The sequence below is a fragment of the Bacteroidota bacterium genome (assembly GCA_016195025.1).
Classification (GTDB): Bacteria; Bacteroidota; Bacteroidia; order Palsa-948; family Palsa-948; genus Palsa-948.
In genome coordinates this window covers 51,890-70,385 of sequence record JACQAL010000052.1, presented here as the reverse complement: position 1 = coordinate 70,385, position 18,496 = coordinate 51,890, and the positions used below count along the sequence as shown (strand labels likewise).

Sequence of the window (18,496 nt, the reverse complement as noted above, 5' to 3'; positions counted from 1 at the left end):
GTTTGTTCTGTGAAAACAAAACATCGTGCAAACAAAATTTTACGGCTTTCTTTTTATTGCTTTCATCACCGCTTTCGCTTCACCAAAATTATTTTCGCAGGAAGAAACGAAGCGCAGCCATATTGGCGGCTTCCGCATGGAATTCGGTCCCGGCTATTCGTACATGAATCCGGCTTCGCTTCATTCCATCAATTCGGTTCTCAATGCCAGCGGTTACGCCTCGGCTGCAAATGATTTTCCTTCGTGGAACATGCGCTTTCCCATCATCCTTCACAACTCGGTGCTGGATTTTGATTTTAATTTTTTTCTCAAGCGCAATCTGGTTCTGGATAATTCCCGCACCACCACCACGGGAAGTTTCATCAAAATAGGTTACGGCTACATGTTTCCTGCCGGAAAGCATATTATAATCAATCCTTCTCTCGGAATTGATTTCGGCAGCGCGGGCATTCATTCTCACCTGGAAGGAACGCCTGTGAACGATGTGTCGGCAACAAATAATTTTTACATGCTCGATGGCTCGCTCGGTTTTGATTACATGCCGCACGCCATCCCCGATGCTTCCGCGCTCATGAATTCAAGCAATGCCATCGGAAAAATCTTCAACGGGAATTACGGAATAACGGTGGGCGCTGCGTTCAGCCCTTATGGTTCTTTCTGGAACGATAACAACATTGACATCAGCAGCACGCATAATCCGAATGTGAATTTTGTTGCGAACGTGGTGGGCATTAACAACCTCGCTGAGTTTTCGCTCGTGTATGTGAAACTGCGGCTGGGAATCGGAATGGTATTCAGGGGGAAAGTGAGTTAGGGAAATTTTGCAGTGTTTTTTCTCCAACGTTTCTTCAGAAATAGAATTTACTTTTGTTCTTTCACATGAAAAGAATCCTTCTGTTTATTGCATTGAATAGTTTCCTGTTCGCATCGGACTCTTCCGCGCAAAAAGATTCCGTTACACCTGCCTTGCCGGCAGGCAGGCTTCCTTTCGCCATTGCCGATGAAAAAAAATTATCGGACGAAGACCTTGCCAGCAAAAAAGAAGGACCCTACATCACAGGCGTTCCCGATTTAAGTTCCGACCCGCTCAATGGTTTGGGCGCGGGAGTGGAAGCGCAATTATTTTTTAACGGCAAACACACCGATCCTTTTTTCGCTTACACGCCTTACCGCGCAGTGGTTAATCTCATCGTATTTTACACCACTCGTTCGCAGCGCGAAATAAGATTGGAGACGGAAATTCCATATCTCTTCAATACGAAATGGAGATTTCACGGTGAGTTGGGTTATGAAGTGGACCCGAACTGGCTTTACTTCGGAATTACGGAAGAATCGCTCAAGCCGCTGAGTTATTTTCCGAATGGCGACACCACACAATCGCTGGTGAACAATGCTTCCTACACCGCGTATGAAAATTCTCTTTCGGGAGAAAAAAATTTTTACAACACCTATCAGAAAGAAGAAGCCATTCTGAATTTGATTATGGAAAGAAGTTTCCTCGAGGGAAAAGCGCGGCTCCTCTTCGGTTATGAACTTTCGTATTCTAATTATACAAGTCCGCTGAATGAAAATTCATTGCTGCACCGTCATGCGCTTGCAGGAAAAATTCTGGGCTACGGAAGAAACACCGTTCCGCTGCTGCAGGCGGGATTGATTTACGACACGCGCGATTTGGAAACCGACCCCTCCAACGGAATTTTTGCAGAGTATATGAATGAGGTCTCGTTGAAAGCGCTCGGTTCTGACTTCGATTTCTACAAAACTTTTCTGCACTTCAATTACTACCATAAAATTCTTCAGAAGATTTTCAGGAAGTGTGTCTTCGCCACCACTACGGGAATCGGCTATACTATCGGCAACGCGCCTTTTTTTGAATTTCAGGATGAAGAAAGTTCGGAGAAAACAATTGAAGGACTGGGCGGTTCGGAAACGCTGCGCGGATTCAAGCAAAGCCGTTTCGTTGCGCCCGTAATGGAATTTACGAATGTGGAATTCCGCACGCGCTTCTGGCAGTTGGATAAACTCAAACAGCATTTTTCCTTCAGCGCGGTTCCGTTTTTTGATGTAGGCGGTGTGTGGAATAGTTTGGATAGAATTTCTCATACGGAAAATTTTCGCTTCTCCGAAGGGCTTGGCCTGAGAATCGGATGGAATGAAAATACAACTTTGCGTTTTGACTTTGCCGTTTCAAAAGAAGACAAACAATTTTTCTTCGCATTGGTTCAACCTTTTTAAAAATAAAAAATGAAAAAATATTTATTACTTACAGCAGGAATTTTTTCGGATTTATTTCTTCTGAATTGTTCCACAGCACAACCCGAATCCGATTTGCTGAAACTGGAAAAAACTATTTCGCTTCCGAATGTTTCAGGAAGAATTGACCACATTGCAATCAATCTTAAAAAGCAAATTGCTTACGTTGCCGCTCTCAGTAACAATACCGTTGAAGTAGTTGATTTGAAAAAAGGAGAAGTCATTCATAGTATCAAAGACATGGATGAACCGCAGGGAATTATTTATATCCCTGAAAACAATTCAATCTTTATTGCCAATGGCGGAAATGGAAATTGTGTTGCAGTTGATGCTGATAATTATCAACAAACTCATTCCGTTACGCTGTCAGGCGATGCGGATAATGTCCGCTACGATTCCGCTTCTCAAAAAATTTTTGTCGGCTATGAAAAAGGCGCAATTGCAATAATTGATGCAATCACCTTCAAACAAACCGAAGACATAAAATTATCCGGTCATCCCGAATCGTTTCAGATAGATAAATCAGTAAATAAAATATATGTCAATGTCCCCGATGCGAATTTGATTGAGGTAATTGATTTGAAAAATAATTCCGTCATTGCTCAATGGAAAATGACAGAAGCAAAATCAAATTTCCCTATGGCGCTGGATGAAACCAACCACCGCTTGTTCATTGGCTGCCGTCATCCTGCAAAGATGTTGGTGTTGGACACACAAACAGGAAAAATAAATTCTTCCTTGGATATTGATAACGATGTGGATGATATTTTTTACAACAACACAACCAAAGAAATTTATCTGAGTTGCGGTGGCGGCTACATTGATATTATAAAACAAACCGATGTAAATAATTATCTGGCAAGCGGAAAAATTTCTTCCCATTCAGGAGCGCGGACTTCACTTTTCATTCCTGAACTCAAACAAATTTTCCTTGCTTCACCATCGGGGACGAACAGAGAGGCGCAATTAATGATTTATTCGGTAAAATAATTTTAGGTGGCAAATGAAATCGAAAACAATTATTTATTTTCTACTCTGCCGCTAACGTTTTTATCTTCTCTGAAATTTGAGAAAACAACAAACGCAATCACGCATAACACAAACCCGCAGATGCCGTTTAGCCGCAAACCAAAATCATTGCCGGGGTCTTTTCCATAGAGCGTAAGAAAAGCAAACAACCCCATGCCGAATGTTTGCCCGAGTTTCACGAAAAAATATTTCACCGCAAAGTAAAGCCCCTCGCGGTTTTCACCGGAGGTTTTCGCATCCTCTTCTGCAATCTCGGCAAGAATGGCGGGAGGTAAAATTCCGAGCGTAGCCAATGGAAGCGAAGCAAAAATGGCAAGCATGTACATTTGAGTTTTCGGTGGAAGAGGTAGTTTCCCAAGGTAATATACCAAGAGAAAAACTCCCGACATCAGCGCAAAAGAAAACAGCACTATTTTTTTCTTTCCTGTTTTATTGGCGAAAATAGTAATGAACGGATAAAATAAAAGCGAGCACAGCACCATGGTTGCCATCAGGTAAAATCCTTCTTCTTCTTTTCCCCCGCACAGCACGGTGAGAAAATAAAGCAAGCCGCTCACGATGATATACAGCGCCATGTACCAGGAGAAATCGGCAGTGATATAATAAATGAAATTTTTATTCCGGAATGTTTGTTTCATGGCAGGAAGAATAGAAAGCTGCGATGGTTTCCCTTTGCAATATTTTTTTTCATCAATCGCAAAAACAGGAACGGCCATAAAAATTCCTCCGAGAATACTCAATCCTACAATAGAAAACTGAACGGCTGAAATCCGTTCCTCAAAAGAAAAAATATGTTGAAATACACCGGCAATATTATTGATTGCAGAAGAAATAATAATTCCGAAGACAAATCCCGCCTGCTGAAACGTGGAGAGCCGCACTTTTTCTTCCGAAGTATGCGCCATTTCAGGAAGCATCGCATTGTACGGAATAATATAAGTGGTGGCAGAAACAAAAAACAGAATCAAAACAATCGTCAGCCACAATGCGTTCGAAATACTTTCGTGATTTGTCATAGGCAAATACACAAGCGAACAAAAAATCATGGCGGGAACAATCGCAAATTTCATAAACGGAATTCTTCTTCCCTTCGGATTTTTACTTCGGTCGCTGAGTTGCCCGATGAACGGGTCGTAAAACGCATCGAACAATCTTCCAGCGCCCGTGATTGCCGCAGCAAGATTCAGTACCCCGAAAATTAAAGTTTGAGATAAAAGATTCACCAATCCGGAAGTGGATGGCGGCAAATAAAAATAAACGAGCATAACTCCGATTATGTTCGTGAGAATGCTCCAGCCGAGCATTCCGCAGGCGTACGCAATTTGTTTGGAGAAGGGAAGTTTTTCCCCGGAAAAATTTTCCATTCGCGCAAGATAGAGAAAATCAGCGCGTGATTAATTTTCCACTGTGAAGAATTTTATTCCTGAAAGTGATTTCGTAAAAATAAATTCCTGCGGCAATGCCACCCCTGCGAATTACGAATGAATCCGAAGTACGAATAATTTCAGGAGAAATTTTTTTTCCATTTATGTCATATAGTTTAAATTCGTAATTCGCAATTCGGTTTCCATTCGTAATTCGCAGAGTTGCGCTTTCAGCAAACGGGTTCGGAAAAACACTCACGGAAATCTGCGGTTCGAGTTCTTCCACGGCAAGCACGGGGCTGTATTCCCAAAAATCTCCCCGCATAAATCCATCGTAGCCCGTGCCCACATAGCCGAATGAGCCGACAGAAAACGCAACGGCATTGGCGCGCGGAGTTCCGCCAAAGTTTGCAATCTGCGTCCATGAATCGGTGGCGGGAGAATATTTCCAGAAATCATTTTTATAATTCAGCGTGTTGTCATAGCCGGTTCCGACAAACGCAATGGAGTCAATTACAAACGCGCAAGCGCTTCTGCGCGGGGTGCCGGAAAAATTCGCTTTCGGAATCCATGTGTTCGCTGCGGGGTCAAATTCCCAGAAATCATTTTTCAGAATTCCGTCATCGCCTGTGCCCACATATCCTTTCGCGCCAATGGAAAATCCCACAGCGAGTTGCCGCGGTGTGTTTGGAAAATTTGCTTTGGCTGTCCAGAGATTTGCAGCAGGGTCGTATTCAAAAAAATCATTTCGCAATCCGTTCTGGTCAAGCCCGAGGCCCGCATATCCTTTGCTGCCGATGGAAAAACCCACCGCGCCTCTTCGTGCACTGCCCATGAAATCTGCAACCTGCGTCCAGGCATTTGCAACGGGGTCATACATCCAGAAATCATTCATGTACCACGCAAGCCCCTGTCCCGTTCCCACGTACGCTTTTGAATTCACCACAAAGCAAACCGCCATGTCGCGCGAAAGACCTGAACCACTTGCGCCTCCGATGCCGGAAATTTTTCTCCATAAATTATTATTCTGATTCCACGAGTAAAAATTCCGTTTGAAGTCGGCAGTGTCATAGCCCGTGCCGATGTAGCCGTTCGTGTCAATTGCAAATCCAACTGCGGAAGTTCTTTCTGTTCCCGTGAAGTCGGCTTTTTTTGTCCAGGTATTTTGCTGCGCTGAACTCAGAGTAACAACACAAAGAAAAAAAATGAAACTATTATTTCTGAATTTCATTTACTCAACAATTATTTTCCCTGTGCCGATTATTTTTTTCTCATCCGATACTTTATACAAATAAATTCCTGCTCTCAAATTATTCCTGCGAATTACGAATGAATCCGAATTACGAATTACGAATGGCTGAACTTCTTCTCCTGCTAAATTGAAAAATGTAATTTGAATTTTTTCTATTCGTAATGCGTGAAGGTTCGTAATTCGCAGTGTTGCCGTTTCAGCAAAAGGATTCGGAAAAACAGAAACCAAATTCTCCTGTGAAATTTCTTCAACGGCAGCGGGAACCAGCGGAGAATACACATACATGTCTTTCCGGTCGCCCGCATCGCTGCTGCCGGTTCCCACAAACGCTTCGTTGCCTATGGTAAATGCCGGAGTTGATTTTCTTGCCGCACCCGGATAAGCCGAGCGCACCGCCCAGGAATTTGTGGACGGATTGTATTCAAATAAATCGGTGCGGCTGCCGCCATCGGTGCCGAGCGCAATGTATCCTTTGGTGCCGATGGCAAAACCCGTGCAGTACATTCGCTGCGAAGCGGGCAAATTATTTTTCTGCGCCCATGTGTCGCCTGATGGATTGTATTCCCATAAATCGTTGTTCATTAAATTATAGTCAGCGCCTGTTCCCACATATCCTTTTCCGTTAATGGAAAAACTTGTCAAGCCGAAGCGGTCACCCGGAGGAAAGTTTGCGCGCTGCAGCCACATATTGGTTGACGGATTGTATTGCCACAACTCGTTGCTGTAAGAAGAAGAACCCACCTGCCCTCCGCAGATGTATCCCATTCCGCCCGCTTCAAAACCGGTTGCCTTGTAAACTCCTCCGCCAAAATTTCCGGGGAAGTTTGCGCGCTGCGTCCACACATTCGAAGCGGGATCATATTCCCAAAAATCGCTGAGTTGATTTCCGAAATTCGAATCGTAATTATCAATTCCGGTTCCGATATATCCTTTGCTTCCGATGGAAAATCCAACTGCATCGCGCCTTGCCACTCCGCCAAAATCTGCAAGTTGCGTCCATGCATTGAAGGTTGTATCGTATTCCCAGAAATCATTCAGCATATTGTTTGCTGTATCCTGTCCTATGCCGATATATCCTTTGTTCGCTATGCAAATCCAACCGAGCGCTCGCGCTTGCTTCCTGCGAAAGCGGCAACTTTTTTCCAGGTGTTCTGAGAAAAACTTTTCGCAAAAAAAAGCGAAAGAAATAAAATCAATATCGTTTTGAAAATTCTCACTGAATAATAAATTTTTTAGTTGCAATGATTTTGTTTTCTGAAATCAACCGGAGAAAATAAATTCCTGCGGCAATGTCTCCTCTGCGAATTACGAATGAATCCGCATTACGAATTATAAGTGGAAGAATTTCTTTTCCTGTGTTATCAAAAACTTTTATCTGTAATTTTTCTATTTGCAATTCGCCAGGATTAGTAATTCGCAGTGCAGCGCTTTCGGAGAAAGGATTTGGAAAAATTGAAACCCTGTCTTCCGGATTCAATTCATCAACCGCTGAAAGATTTCCGTATTCCCACCAGTCGTTAAAATTATTTCCGCTGGTTCCCGTTCCCGCATATGCTCTTGTGCCGAGTGAAACTCCCACCATGTATCTGCGGGCAGTGCCGGCAAAATTTGCAATCGTATCCCAGGAATTTGTTGTCGGGTCATATTCATAAAAATCGCTTTGCGAATTTCCGCTCTGATAATCTTCACCTGTGCCGATGTATCCTTTTCCGTTGTAAGAAAATCCGCAGGCGGCTTCGCGTGCAACTCCGGGAACATTTGCTTTTAGCGTCCAGACATTTGTGGCGGGGTCATATTCATAAAAATCATTGCTGGAATTTCCGGTGTTATCTTCTCCTGTTCCCAAATATCCTTTGTTCCCTATGGAAAAACCTGTCGCAGCAAATCTTCCGCCCGGAGGATAGGATGCCTTTTGTGTCCAGGAATTTGTGGAAGGGTCGTACTCCCATAAACTTGCGAGATAGTTGGTAGGACCTTCGCCTGTTCCAATATATCCTTTGTTGCCTATGGGAAATCCAACTGCCATCCTTCTGGCGGAACCTGCAAACGAAGCTTTTTGTGTCCACTTGTTTGTCATCGGGTCATATTCCCACAAGTCATTGTAGTTTGTCCCGGTGATGTCTCTTCCTGTTCCGACATAACCTTTATTTCCGATGGTGAAGTAAGCAGGGCCTAAACGTTTTCCTCCGCCAAAATTTGCTTTCTGCGTCCATGAATTTGTTCCCGGGTCATATTCCCACCAGTCATCGAAGAGCACATCGCCCATCACGTTGTAATGCCCGAGCCCGAGATATGCGCGCCCGCCAATGTTCAGCACCGCGCAGCGATGGCGCGCAGCTGCAGGCAAAGATGCTTTCTGCGTCCAGATGTATTGCTGCCCTTCCAATTCACTCAGAGCGACAACGGAAAAAAGAAAATGTAAAAAGAAAAGTTTTGTAAAGAGATTCATTTTTTGTTGAATGATTTTTCAAATGTAAAATTTTTTCCGAAGAGAAAACGATTATTTGTCAAGATAAATTAGTTTTCAACTGCGAATGTGAAGAATGATTCTGTAGAAATTCTGAAATTATTTTTTCGGAAGCCCGGGGAAAAATGAATTTGTTTTGCGATTGTAATCCTGATATTCCACATTGTCTTTATATTTTTTTTCGAGCAGTTCAACGCCCGTTACTTTTATAATAAGGAGTGTAATTACAATTGGACTGAGAAGCGAGAGATACCAGTAACCGGAAGGAATCGCAATCAGAAAAATTCCCCACCACATAGTTGCTTCTCCAAAATAATTCGGGTGGCGGGTAAATTTCCATAAACCGTAGCGCATCACTTTTCCTTTATTTGCCGGATTTTTTTTATAGTTGAACATTTGCATATCGCCAACGGCTTCAAAGAAAAATCCGATGAGCCAGATGATTCCACCTGCAATATCCGTGATTTGAATTTCATTGTGCGGAAAAGAATTCACCACCAGAATCGGAAAAGCAATTATGTACATCACGATTGCCTGCGGAAAAAAAACTTTCAAGAATCCCATCAGCAGAACATTTTTTCCCCAACTGTCGCGCATTTCTTTATAACGATAGTCTTCTGGTTTTCCGTGATGGCGAACGAAAATATAAATCGCAAGTCGCAATCCCCATATAACAACCAACGAATTCGCCAGAAGATTTTGTACAAAAAATTTATTCGACTCGAGAAAAGAAATGGAGGTGGCAATGATGAAACCGATTCCCCAGGCAATATCCACGATGCTGTTGTCTTTGATAAATTGCGCTATGGCGTAGACAACAAGAATGAATGAAAGAATACCGATGGCGCTGTCAATTAATATATGTTGCATGAAATAAGTTTCAGCAAAGATGAGAAGAAAATAGTTAGTTTCACCAGTCATGGTTTTAAATTTTCTTCTAGAGAAAAATATCATTCCCGATTCATTGATTTGCTGGAAGATTCGGCAATTGCTTCAGCAGCGGCTTTATGAAGAAAATAAAGGAAGCGCAGAAGCAAATAAAAAATATTTGCTTGAATTAATTGACGAACTGAAAAATTCTCCCATTGCTGTTGAAACTAATTCCGCAAATGAACAGCATTACGAAGTGCCGACAGAATTTTACAAACTTGTTTTAGGAAAACATTTGAAATACAGTTCCTGTTATTATAAGGAAGGAGTTTCTGATTTAAATACTGCCGAGTGCGACATGCTCGAATTAACCTGCGAGCGAGCAGAATTAAAAGACGGAATGGAAATTCTTGAACTCGGCTGCGGATGGGGTTCGCTATCGTTATTCATAGCGGAAAAATTTCCGAAGAGCAATATAACTTCAGTTTCCAATTCACGCACACAGAAAATTTATATTGACAATGAAGCAAAGAAGAGAAACATTTCAAATCTTACCATTATTACAGCGGATATGAATCATTTTTCTGGCGATAAGAAATTTGACCGAGTTATTTCCGTGGAAATGTTTGAACATATGAGGAATTATCACGAACTGATGAAAAGAATTTCAAACTGGCTGAAAGAGGATGGAAAATTGTTCGTGCATATTTTCACTCACAAAAAATCTGCTTACAAGTTTGAAATAAAAGATGAATCGGATTGGATGAGCAAATACTTTTTCACAGGAGGAATAATGCCAAACAATGATTTGCTTTTTTATTTTGACGAGCATTTAGTGAAAGAGAATTTCTGGATTGTAAACGGAACCCATTATTCAAAAACTTCAGAAGCCTGGCTGAAAAATATGGATTCGAATAAAAAAGAAATCATTTCCATTTTTGGAAATACATATGGAAAAGAAAATGCTTTGAAATGGTTTGTCTACTGGAGAATTTTCTTCATGGCTTGCGCTGAACTCTGGGGATTTAACAATGGAAACGAGTGGATGGTTTGTCATTATCTCTTCAGGAAAAAATGAAAGAGTCGCTCGCTATAATCGGAACAGGAATCGCGGGAATGTCTTGCGCACATTTTCTCCGGCATAAATTTGATTTGACGATTTACGAGAAGAATGATTATGTAGGCGGACACACAAATACAATCACTATTGATGAAGATGGAAAAGAAATTTTCATTGACACGGGCTTCATGGTTTTTAATCACGTTACGTATCCGCTTTTAACAAAACTTTTTTCTGAATTAAAAGTTCCCACGAAAAAAACTTCCATGTCGTTTTCCGTTCAGCATGTGCCGAGCGGACTGGAATATTGCGGTTCGGGACTAAACGGATTATTTGCGCAACGGAAAAATATTTTCAGTTCTCGATATATAAAAATGCTGAAACAAATTTCCAGCTTCAACAGTGAGAGTATAAAAATTCTTGATAATCCTAAGTACGATAATTATTCATTGAGTACATATATAAAGGAAGAAGATTATAGCCAAGACATGCTCTGGAAATATTTAATACCGATGTGTTCTGCCGTGTGGAGCACTCCGATGGATTTAATGGTCAACTTCCCGGCACAAACGCTCGTAAGATTTTTTTTCAATCACGGTTTCCTCGGACTGAATACACAGCACCAGTGGTACACAGTAGAAAACGGAAGCAAAACCTACCGTGATATCTTTATCAAACCTTTCAAAGAAAAAATTGAAGTTAATAATCCTGTCGTGAAAGTTGAAAGAGAAAATAATAAAGCAAAAGTAATTTCAAAGAATGGAGAAAAAATATTTGATAAAGTAATTTTTGCCTCTCACGGAGATGAATCTTTAAAAATGATTTCAAATCCAACAGAAGAAGAAAAAAGATTGCTGAGCAAATTTAAGTACCAGAAAAATATTGCAACGCTTCACACAGATGAAAGCGTAATGCCTAAAACAAAACGCGCATGGTCAAGCTGGAACTACAGAATAGAAGAAAAGAATAATACTTTAATGCCTTCTACAATTTACTGGATGAATTCACTTCAACAAGTTTCGGAAAAGAAAAATTATTTTGTGAATATTAATAGCGAAGAAAATATTGATAAGAAAAAAATAATCAAGACAATTGAATACACTCACCCGCTGTTTGATTTGGAAGCCGTGAAAGCACAAAAAGAATTACCAAAATTAAACGAAAGCGGTCCGCTGTATTTTTGCGGAAGTTATTTCAGATATGGCTTTCATGAGGACGCATTGTTGTCATCTGTAAATTTATGCGAGCAATTAACTGGAAAAAAAGTATTATGAATTCCTGTTTATACAGAGCGCAAGTAATGCACCATCGCTTTGAACCGAAGCAACACCGATTTCATTACAATGTGTTCATGTTCTATATTGATTGGGATGAAATTGATGTTCTCGCAAAAAAGTTTTTCTTCATCAGCAGGAATCGTTTTAATGTTTTCAACTTCCGCGACAAAGACCATCTGCAACTGCCAAAAGAAAATCCCGATAAAACAAAATCAACTAAAGAACATATCAGAGATTACCTGAAACAAAACGGAATTGAATTGAAAAATGAAAAAATATTTCTTCTTACAAACCTCTGCACATTCGGATACCAGTTCAATCCTGTTTCGTTTTACTTCATACTCCCCTCTCCTTCTCAAGGAGAGGGGTTGGAGGTGAGGTCTTGTGTTGTTGAAATCAGCAACACTTACAGGGAAATGAAACCATTCTTCCTCAGCAAAGAAAACTTTTACGGTAAGAAATTCCATCTCAACACCACAAAGCACTTTTACGTTTCTCCTTTTACAGATATGGATACACAGTTCGATTTTAATATTGGAATTCCTGATGAAAAACTGAATATAAAAATTGATACACTTGCAAAAGACAATAATAAAATAATCATCACTACACTCACGGGCACAAGAAAAGAACTTACCAATTCAAGATTATTCTGGTACGCCATCCGCTTCCCGTTTATAACTTTACAAATCATATCTTTGATTCACTGGAATGCGTTCAAGCTATGGTTGAAAAAAATTCCATACCACAAAAAGAATTCGCATATAGATTTGCAGCGGGAAGTATACAGGTCTTACAAATAATATTTCTTGATGAGAAAAATAATTTCCTACAGTTTATTTTTTGCTATTAGTTGCTCTTGCTTGGGGCAACAAAATAAAATTGACTCCCTGCTAACACTTCTTGCAAAAGAAAAAGTTGACACAAATAAAATTAAAATTCTATTGCAGGTAGCGAAGGAGGAATTTAATAGTGACAAATTGGTATTCTATTGCGACAGCGCAATTAATCTATCAGGAAGAATTAATTATAAAAAAGCCATTGGAGACGCCAATGTACTTGAAGGACGTTATTATTTGTTTCAGAATATTGATTATTCTAAAGCAGCAGAAAAATTTTATACTTCATTAAAAATAAGAGAAGAAATAAACGACATTAAAGGAATTTCAAATTCGTACTTCAGGCTTGGTCAGGTTTATAGTAGTGTGCAGAACAATGAGAAATCCATAGAGTATCTTAAAAAAGCAATTTCAATAAATGAAAAACAAAAATATTATGATATGCTGCCATATAATTGGGGAACGATGGGTCTTGTTTATCAAGATGAAATGAAATTTGATTCGGCACTATATTATTATAATAAAGCCATAACATTGAAATTGAAAAATGGAAAATGTCCTGATGTTGATTATATAAATGTAGCAGAATTATTTATTAATAAAAGGGAATTTGATTCTGCTTTTTATTATTGCAGCAAATCAGATTCATGTTATTATCTAAACAATAATTATCAGTTTGGTCATAATTGGACAAATGCCATAAAAGGTAAAATATTTTTAAACCAAGGGGAAAATAAACAGGCATTACCATTATTATTATCATCTTTTGAATACGCAAACAAAAAAAACATTGGCGAATTAATAACAGAGGTGGTAGACCCAATTAGAATTGCATTTGAATCATTGGAGGATTACAAAAATGCATATCGTTTCCAGAAAATAAATGATTCTTTAATAAAGAATCAAAATGTTAATACAGCAATGGCAATTCAGGCAAAATATGAAATTGAAAAGCAGGAGAAAGTAACAAAACTTGAAGAAGACAAAAAAGATGCCCTTACAAAACAAGAAAAAGAACTAACCGAACTAAAACAATTCTGGACAGAGATTGTCTGCATAATTATTTTTCTTGCGCTTGCCAGTATTGCATTTGTAATTTACAAACGCTACAAGGCAAAGAAAAAAACCAATGAAGAACTTATGGCTAAAAATTTAATCATAGCAGAAAAAAACAAAGACATAACCGATTCCATCAACTATGCAAAAAACATTCAGGAAGCCATTCTTCCCGCCAAGGAAATCAAGTACAAACTTTTTCCTGATGCGTTTGTTTTGTTTCAGCCAAAAGATGTGGTGAGCGGTGATTTTTACTGGTTCGCTGAAAAAAACGGAAAGCGCATTATTGCCGCAGTTGATTGCACCGGCCATGGAGTGCCGGGCGGTTTCATGAGCATGCTCGGAAATGCTTTTCTCAATGAGATTGTAAACCAACGGGGCATCACGCAGCCCTCGGAAATTCTGAGCGAACTCCGCTTTAATATTATCCGCGCGCTCAAGCAGAGCGGCAAAGAAGGCGCAACAAAAGACGGAATGGACATTGCGCTGCTTTCGTTTGATGACAAAAACAACGCGGTGGAATTTGCGGGCGCCTATAATCCGCTGCTCCTGCTCAGAAAAGAAAACGGCACTTATAAAATGGAAGAATACCTTGCCGACAAACGCCCGATTGGATATTATCTCGGCAAAGGTCTTCCGTTCACCAACCAAAAAATAAATTTGCACAAAGGCGATACTCTTTATATTTTCTCCGATGGCTATGCCGACCAGTTTGGTGGGCCCAAAGGAAAAAAATTCAAATACAAACAACTTCAGGAAGTTCTTCTCTCCATTCAGAATGAACCGATGGTGAAACAGGAAGAGATTCTCTTTGACACTTTTAAAAAGTGGAAAGGCAGTTTAGAACAGATTGACGATATGCTTGTGATTGGAATAAGAGTTTAAATCAAATGAACACCCTCGCACTCACACGAAAAAAATCTTTTTACGAATCCATCGTCCTGGAGATGCTCGCGAAAATGGACAAGGGAAGATTAGGCATCTCCCTTCCCTCTGGCGAATTATTTGCGCTTGGTAACGGAGAAGGAACTATTTCAGCGAACATAGAAATCCGAAATGAAATTTTTTTCAAACGCTGTGTTTTGTTTGGAGATATCGGCTTTGGCGAATCGTATGTGGATGGGGATTGGGAAACAGATAATATTTCCAATGTCATAAAATGGTTTTTGCTCAACATTGAAAATGCACCGGGGCTTTCCGGAAGTCGAACAAAAACATTTGCGCTTAATCTTTTAAAATTTTGGAATAAAATTTCTCATTGGAAAAATGCAAACGATCTGAACGGTTCCAAAAAAAATATTTCAGAGCATTATGATTTGAATAATGATTTTTTCAAATTATTTCTTGACCCGACAATGACCTACTCTTCCGCCTATTTTAAAGAAGAGGGAATAAATTTACAGCTGGCGCAATTAGAAAAATACAAACGGCTTTGCGAGCAACTGAAACTAAAATCATCTGACCATGTTTTGGAAATCGGAAGCGGATGGGGAGGCAACGCTATTTTCATGGCGAAGAATTATGGATGCAAAGTAAACTCCATTACAATTTCTGAAGAACAATTAAAATTCGCACAAGAAAAAGTTACGCAGGAAAATCTTTCCGATAAAATAAAAATAGAATTACTTGATTATAGAAAACTGGAAGGGCAGTACGATAAAATAATTTCCATCGAAATGCTCGAAGCGGTCGGAGATAAATTTCTCGATGTATATTTCAAAAAATGCCATGAGTTGTTAAAGAAGAACGGAATTCTTGCTCTGCAGGTAATTACCTGCCCTGATTCCCGCTATGAAAGTTTTCGCAAAGGCGTGGACTGGATTCAGAAATATATTTTTCCCGGTTCGCTTCTTCCATCGGTTGGAAGAATTAACCGCGCAATAAATTCCACCGGAGATTTATCGCTGGTTGATTTGAAAGAATTCGGTTTGGATTATGCGAAAACACTTTCCATCTGGCGCGAACAGTTCAACAAAAACATTTCTGAAATAAAAAAACTTGGCTTCGATGAAAAATTCATCCGCAAGTGGAATTATTATTTTTCTTATTGCGAAGCAGCTTTCTCAATGAGAAATATTAATGTGATGCAGATGATTTACACGCGCCCGAATAACCTGCTCCACTGATTTCTAAAATAAAAAAGGAGGAATGTCACTCCCTCCTTTCTCTTTAATAAATTCAGCAATTATTTTTCTCCTTTCGGATTTGGTTTTGCTCCTCCTGTTTTATTTCCGGAATTTGTTTTCTGCGGTTGCGGTTGTTGTGCTTTGATAATTTCCGCCTGCGCTTTTTTTGCTTCTGCGTCCGCTTTTGCTTTTTCCGCATCTGCTTTCGCTTTCTCAGCGGCCGCCTGAGTTTTGGCTGCGTCCGCTTTTGCTTTTTCCGCAGCAGAAATATCTGCCTGCGCTTTTAATTTATCGGCATCCGCTTTTTTAGCGTCCGCATCGGCTTTTGCTTTTTCGGCAACTGCAGTTGCTTTGTCCGCATCTGCTTTGGCTTTATCAGCGGAAGCCTGCGCAATTTTTGCAGCGGCATCGGCTTTGGCAGCATCTGCTTTTGCTTTGTCGGCAGCGGCAGCATCGGAAATTGCTTTTTTCGAATCCGCATCTGCTTTTGATTTATCGGCTGCGGCTTGCGCTGTCTTCGCAACTGCATCGGCTTTTGCGGCATCGGCTTTTGCTTTTTCCGCAGAAGCAATTTCTGCCTGCGCTTTTGCTTTTGCTGCATCGGCATTTTTTGCATCGGCTGCTGCCTGCGCGGCTTTCGCGGCAGCATCAGCTTTCGCTGCATCAGCTTTCGCTTTTTCCGCGGAAGCAATTTCGGCTTTTGACTTTGCGGCATCGGCATCCGCTTTTGCTTTTTCAGAGGCAGCAATCACCGCATCCGTTTTTGATTTCGCGGCAGCGGCAATTGTTTCCTGCGCTTTTAATTTATCGGCTTCCGCTTTCGCTTTGTCGGCATCGGCTTTTGCTTTCGCGGCTTCGTTCTTCGGCTTCTCTGCTTCTGCCAATTGAATTTTCAGTTCATTATTTTTTTGTTCCGCTGCTGCTTTGGCTGTTGCTGCCTCTGCTGCTGCTGCTGCTGCTTTTTGCTTATCAGCTTCGGCTTTTACTTTCGCGGCTTCTGCAGCAGCTGTTGCCGCATCGGCTTTGGCCTTGTTAGCTTCAGAAAGTTTTGCATCGGCATTTGCTTTGGCAGCCGCGGCATCATCCTTTGCTTTTTGCGCTGCAGCAATGGTAGCATCGGCTTTTGCTTTCGCGGCTTCAGAAGCAGAAATTACTGCATCTGATTTTGCTTTGTCGGCATCGGCTTTGGCTTTGTCAGCGTCAGATTTTTTTGCATCGGCTTCCGCTTTTGCTTTGTTTGCATCGGCAGTTTTCATATCGGCAATGGCTTTCAAACTATCGGCATGCGCCTGCGCTTTCTGCGCTTCGTATTTTGCTTTTTCAATTTCGAACTGCTGCTTTTCAAGTCCCGCTTCTTTTTTCGCAAGCACCATCATCGAATCCATTTGCCGTTTTTCTTTTTCCACATCCACTTTTTCCACTTCCTTAATTACTTCCACAGTGGTTTCAACAGTTTCCACCACTTCCACTTCTTTCTCCACGGTCTTCTGAACTTCCACCACATCGGATACATTCATCTCCTGCGTGAGCGTTACCATTCCGCCCGATTCAATATTTTCAACGGGAAATCCGCCTCCTTCAATTTTGAAAATGTCGTAACTGTCTTTGTCTTCACGCACGGTTGCGTAGTAACGGTTTCCTCCGCCCGTGATGTAATAGTCAATATCATCGCGCGTGGTGTTGACGGGAAAACCCATGTTGGCGGGATGTGTCCATGTTCCATCGTCTTTCAGTTCGGAATAAAAAATATCGTAGCCGCCCATTCCATCGCGGTAGCCGTTGGAAGCAAAGAATAAAGTTTTGCCGTTGGGATTTATATAGGGGGAAATTTCGGAGAAGGAAGTGTTGAGCGCAGTTCCTAAATTTTTTGGCGCGCTCCATTTCGTTCCAACTTTTACGCATTGATAAATGTCGAACTTTCCGTTTCCACCTTCTCTGTCTGAACAGAAGTATAAATATTTTCCATCTGCAGAAATTGAAACGCCCGTTTCGTTCGCGGAAGAATTAATTTCAGAAACGGGTTTTGGATTGCTCCAAACTTTATCTACATAGTTGCTTGAAAAAATATCTGATTGTCCTTTTACATCTTTACAGAAATATAAAGTCAGACCATCAGGAGAAATATAAAGTGGCGCTTCGTCTTGAGCGGTATTCCACTTGAACGGAATTGCCGGCTCCCATTTTCCGCTTTTATCTTTGAAGGTGTAGTAAATATCTTTATCGAATTTTCCAGTCACGTTGCTCACTTGCTTGTTCGCATCCTTCGCAACTCTTCGCGAAGCGAAAAACATTACGGAATTATCTATGGTTAGAACAGGATTTGTTTCCGCGAAAGACGAATTCACATTCTTGCCCGGATTTTTCATGCTCACATCGCGCGGATTCTTTTTGGAATTTTTCGCGTTGATGCAATTTCTGATTTGTCGGTCAACCGGTATGGGGGGATTGCCGTTGAATTTATCTTCGTACTGGAAAAACATCCACAGCGCGCTGTCGGGTAAATCGGAAGCAAGATATGTTTCACCCAAAAAATAAAACACATCTGCCGGAGCATTTTTTTCAGCAGGAGAAAAGAAATCGTATTTGTCGGAAATTTTTTTCGATGCCTTCTTTAAATAAGGAAGCGCTTTGGGAGATTCGTCAATGGAATTGTACCAGCACATTCCCATTTTGAAATTTGCGTTGGCGTTATCCGGTTCTGCTTCCAGAACTTTTTGCCAAACCGCCATTGCCGCGCTGAACTGCCCTTTTTTGAGAAGTGCGTTGCCGTCTTCTGTCATGGTTGCAATTGGAGAAGGAGAAGTGGAAGAATTTTTTTCGTCTCCGGCAAATAATAAAATGGAGGCGAAAGAAAACGAAATAAGGAAGTATTTTTTCATTTGAAAAGTTTTTGTAACCATGAA

The 18,496-nt window shown here is 40.8% G+C and carries 14 protein-coding genes; 8 read left to right on the top strand and 6 right to left on the bottom strand.

Going from position 1 to position 18,496, the window contains the following annotated elements; genetic code table 11:
* The first annotated feature begins 25 nt into the window (after positions 1 to 25).
* From HY063_10405 to HY063_10395, 3 genes are all read left to right on the top strand, one after another.
* Positions 26 to 814, top strand: a complete 789-nt coding sequence (locus HY063_10405; GenBank protein MBI3502197.1) for a hypothetical protein — start codon at positions 26 to 28, stop codon at positions 812 to 814.
* Between the two features lie 65 nt (positions 815 to 879).
* On the top strand, positions 880 to 2,235 hold the full coding sequence (locus HY063_10400; GenBank protein ID MBI3502196.1) for a BamA/TamA family outer membrane protein: 1,356 nt from the start codon (positions 880 to 882) through the stop codon (positions 2,233 to 2,235).
* Positions 2,236 to 2,244: 9 nt separating this feature from the next.
* Complete coding sequence (locus tag HY063_10395; GenBank protein MBI3502195.1) at positions 2,245 to 3,243, top strand: YncE family protein; 999 nt, start codon at positions 2,245 to 2,247, stop codon at positions 3,241 to 3,243.
* Positions 3,244 to 3,272: 29 nt separating this feature from the next.
* Here HY063_10395 and HY063_10390 read toward each other — a convergent pair whose 3' ends face one another.
* The 5 genes from HY063_10390 to HY063_10370 all read right to left on the bottom strand — a co-directional run bounded on the left by HY063_10390 (position 3,273) and on the right by HY063_10370 (position 9,286).
* Positions 3,273 to 4,646 carry an MFS transporter gene (locus tag HY063_10390; GenBank protein MBI3502194.1) on the bottom strand — a complete coding sequence of 458 codons (1,374 nt, stop codon included), beginning with the start codon at positions 4,644 to 4,646 and terminating at the stop codon, positions 3,273 to 3,275.
* A 19-nt stretch (positions 4,647 to 4,665) separates the two neighbouring features.
* The gene (locus HY063_10385) at positions 4,666 to 5,877 is read right to left on the bottom strand and encodes a T9SS type A sorting domain-containing protein (GenBank protein ID MBI3502193.1); all 1,212 of its coding nucleotides are present in this window, start codon (positions 5,875 to 5,877) and stop codon (positions 4,666 to 4,668) included.
* Positions 5,878 to 7,140, bottom strand: coding sequence for a T9SS type A sorting domain-containing protein (locus tag HY063_10380; GenBank protein MBI3502192.1), 1,263 nt, complete (start codon positions 7,138 to 7,140; stop codon positions 5,878 to 5,880).
* Positions 7,112 to 8,347, bottom strand: coding sequence for a T9SS type A sorting domain-containing protein (locus tag HY063_10375; protein ID MBI3502191.1), 1,236 nt, complete (start codon positions 8,345 to 8,347; stop codon positions 7,112 to 7,114). Before HY063_10375 ends, HY063_10380 begins: the two co-directional genes overlap by 29 nt.
* A 117-nt stretch (positions 8,348 to 8,464) precedes the next feature.
* Complete coding sequence (locus HY063_10370) at positions 8,465 to 9,286, bottom strand: DUF1295 domain-containing protein (GenBank protein ID MBI3502190.1); 822 nt, start codon at positions 9,284 to 9,286, stop codon at positions 8,465 to 8,467.
* Here HY063_10370 and HY063_10365 point away from each other — a divergent pair.
* From HY063_10365 to HY063_10345, 5 genes are read left to right on the top strand one after another with little or no spacing between them, the layout of a single operon-like run.
* Positions 9,285 to 10,313, top strand: coding sequence for a class I SAM-dependent methyltransferase (locus HY063_10365; GenBank protein MBI3502189.1), 1,029 nt, complete (start codon positions 9,285 to 9,287; stop codon positions 10,311 to 10,313). The genes HY063_10370 and HY063_10365 overlap by 2 nt on opposite strands.
* The gene (locus tag HY063_10360) at positions 10,310 to 11,569 is read left to right on the top strand and encodes an FAD-dependent oxidoreductase (protein MBI3502188.1); all 1,260 of its coding nucleotides are present in this window, start codon (positions 10,310 to 10,312) and stop codon (positions 11,567 to 11,569) included. Before HY063_10365 ends, HY063_10360 begins: the two co-directional genes overlap by 4 nt.
* Positions 11,566 to 12,375: a DUF1365 domain-containing protein gene (locus HY063_10355; protein MBI3502187.1), complete on the top strand. Its 810-nt coding sequence runs from the start codon at positions 11,566 to 11,568 to the stop codon at positions 12,373 to 12,375. Before HY063_10360 ends, HY063_10355 begins: the two co-directional genes overlap by 4 nt.
* A gap of 9 nt (positions 12,376 to 12,384) precedes the next feature.
* On the top strand, positions 12,385 to 14,352 hold the full coding sequence (locus HY063_10350; GenBank protein ID MBI3502186.1) for a SpoIIE family protein phosphatase: 1,968 nt from the start codon (positions 12,385 to 12,387) through the stop codon (positions 14,350 to 14,352).
* A gap of 5 nt (positions 14,353 to 14,357) precedes the next feature.
* The gene (locus tag HY063_10345) at positions 14,358 to 15,593 is read left to right on the top strand and encodes a class I SAM-dependent methyltransferase (protein MBI3502185.1); all 1,236 of its coding nucleotides are present in this window, start codon (positions 14,358 to 14,360) and stop codon (positions 15,591 to 15,593) included.
* A 59-nt stretch (positions 15,594 to 15,652) separates the two neighbouring features.
* On the opposite strand, the gene HY063_10340 is transcribed toward HY063_10345, so the two are convergent.
* Positions 15,653 to 18,472, bottom strand: coding sequence for a PD40 domain-containing protein (locus HY063_10340; GenBank protein ID MBI3502184.1), 2,820 nt, complete (start codon positions 18,470 to 18,472; stop codon positions 15,653 to 15,655).
* Positions 18,473 to 18,496: the final 24 nt, after the last annotated feature.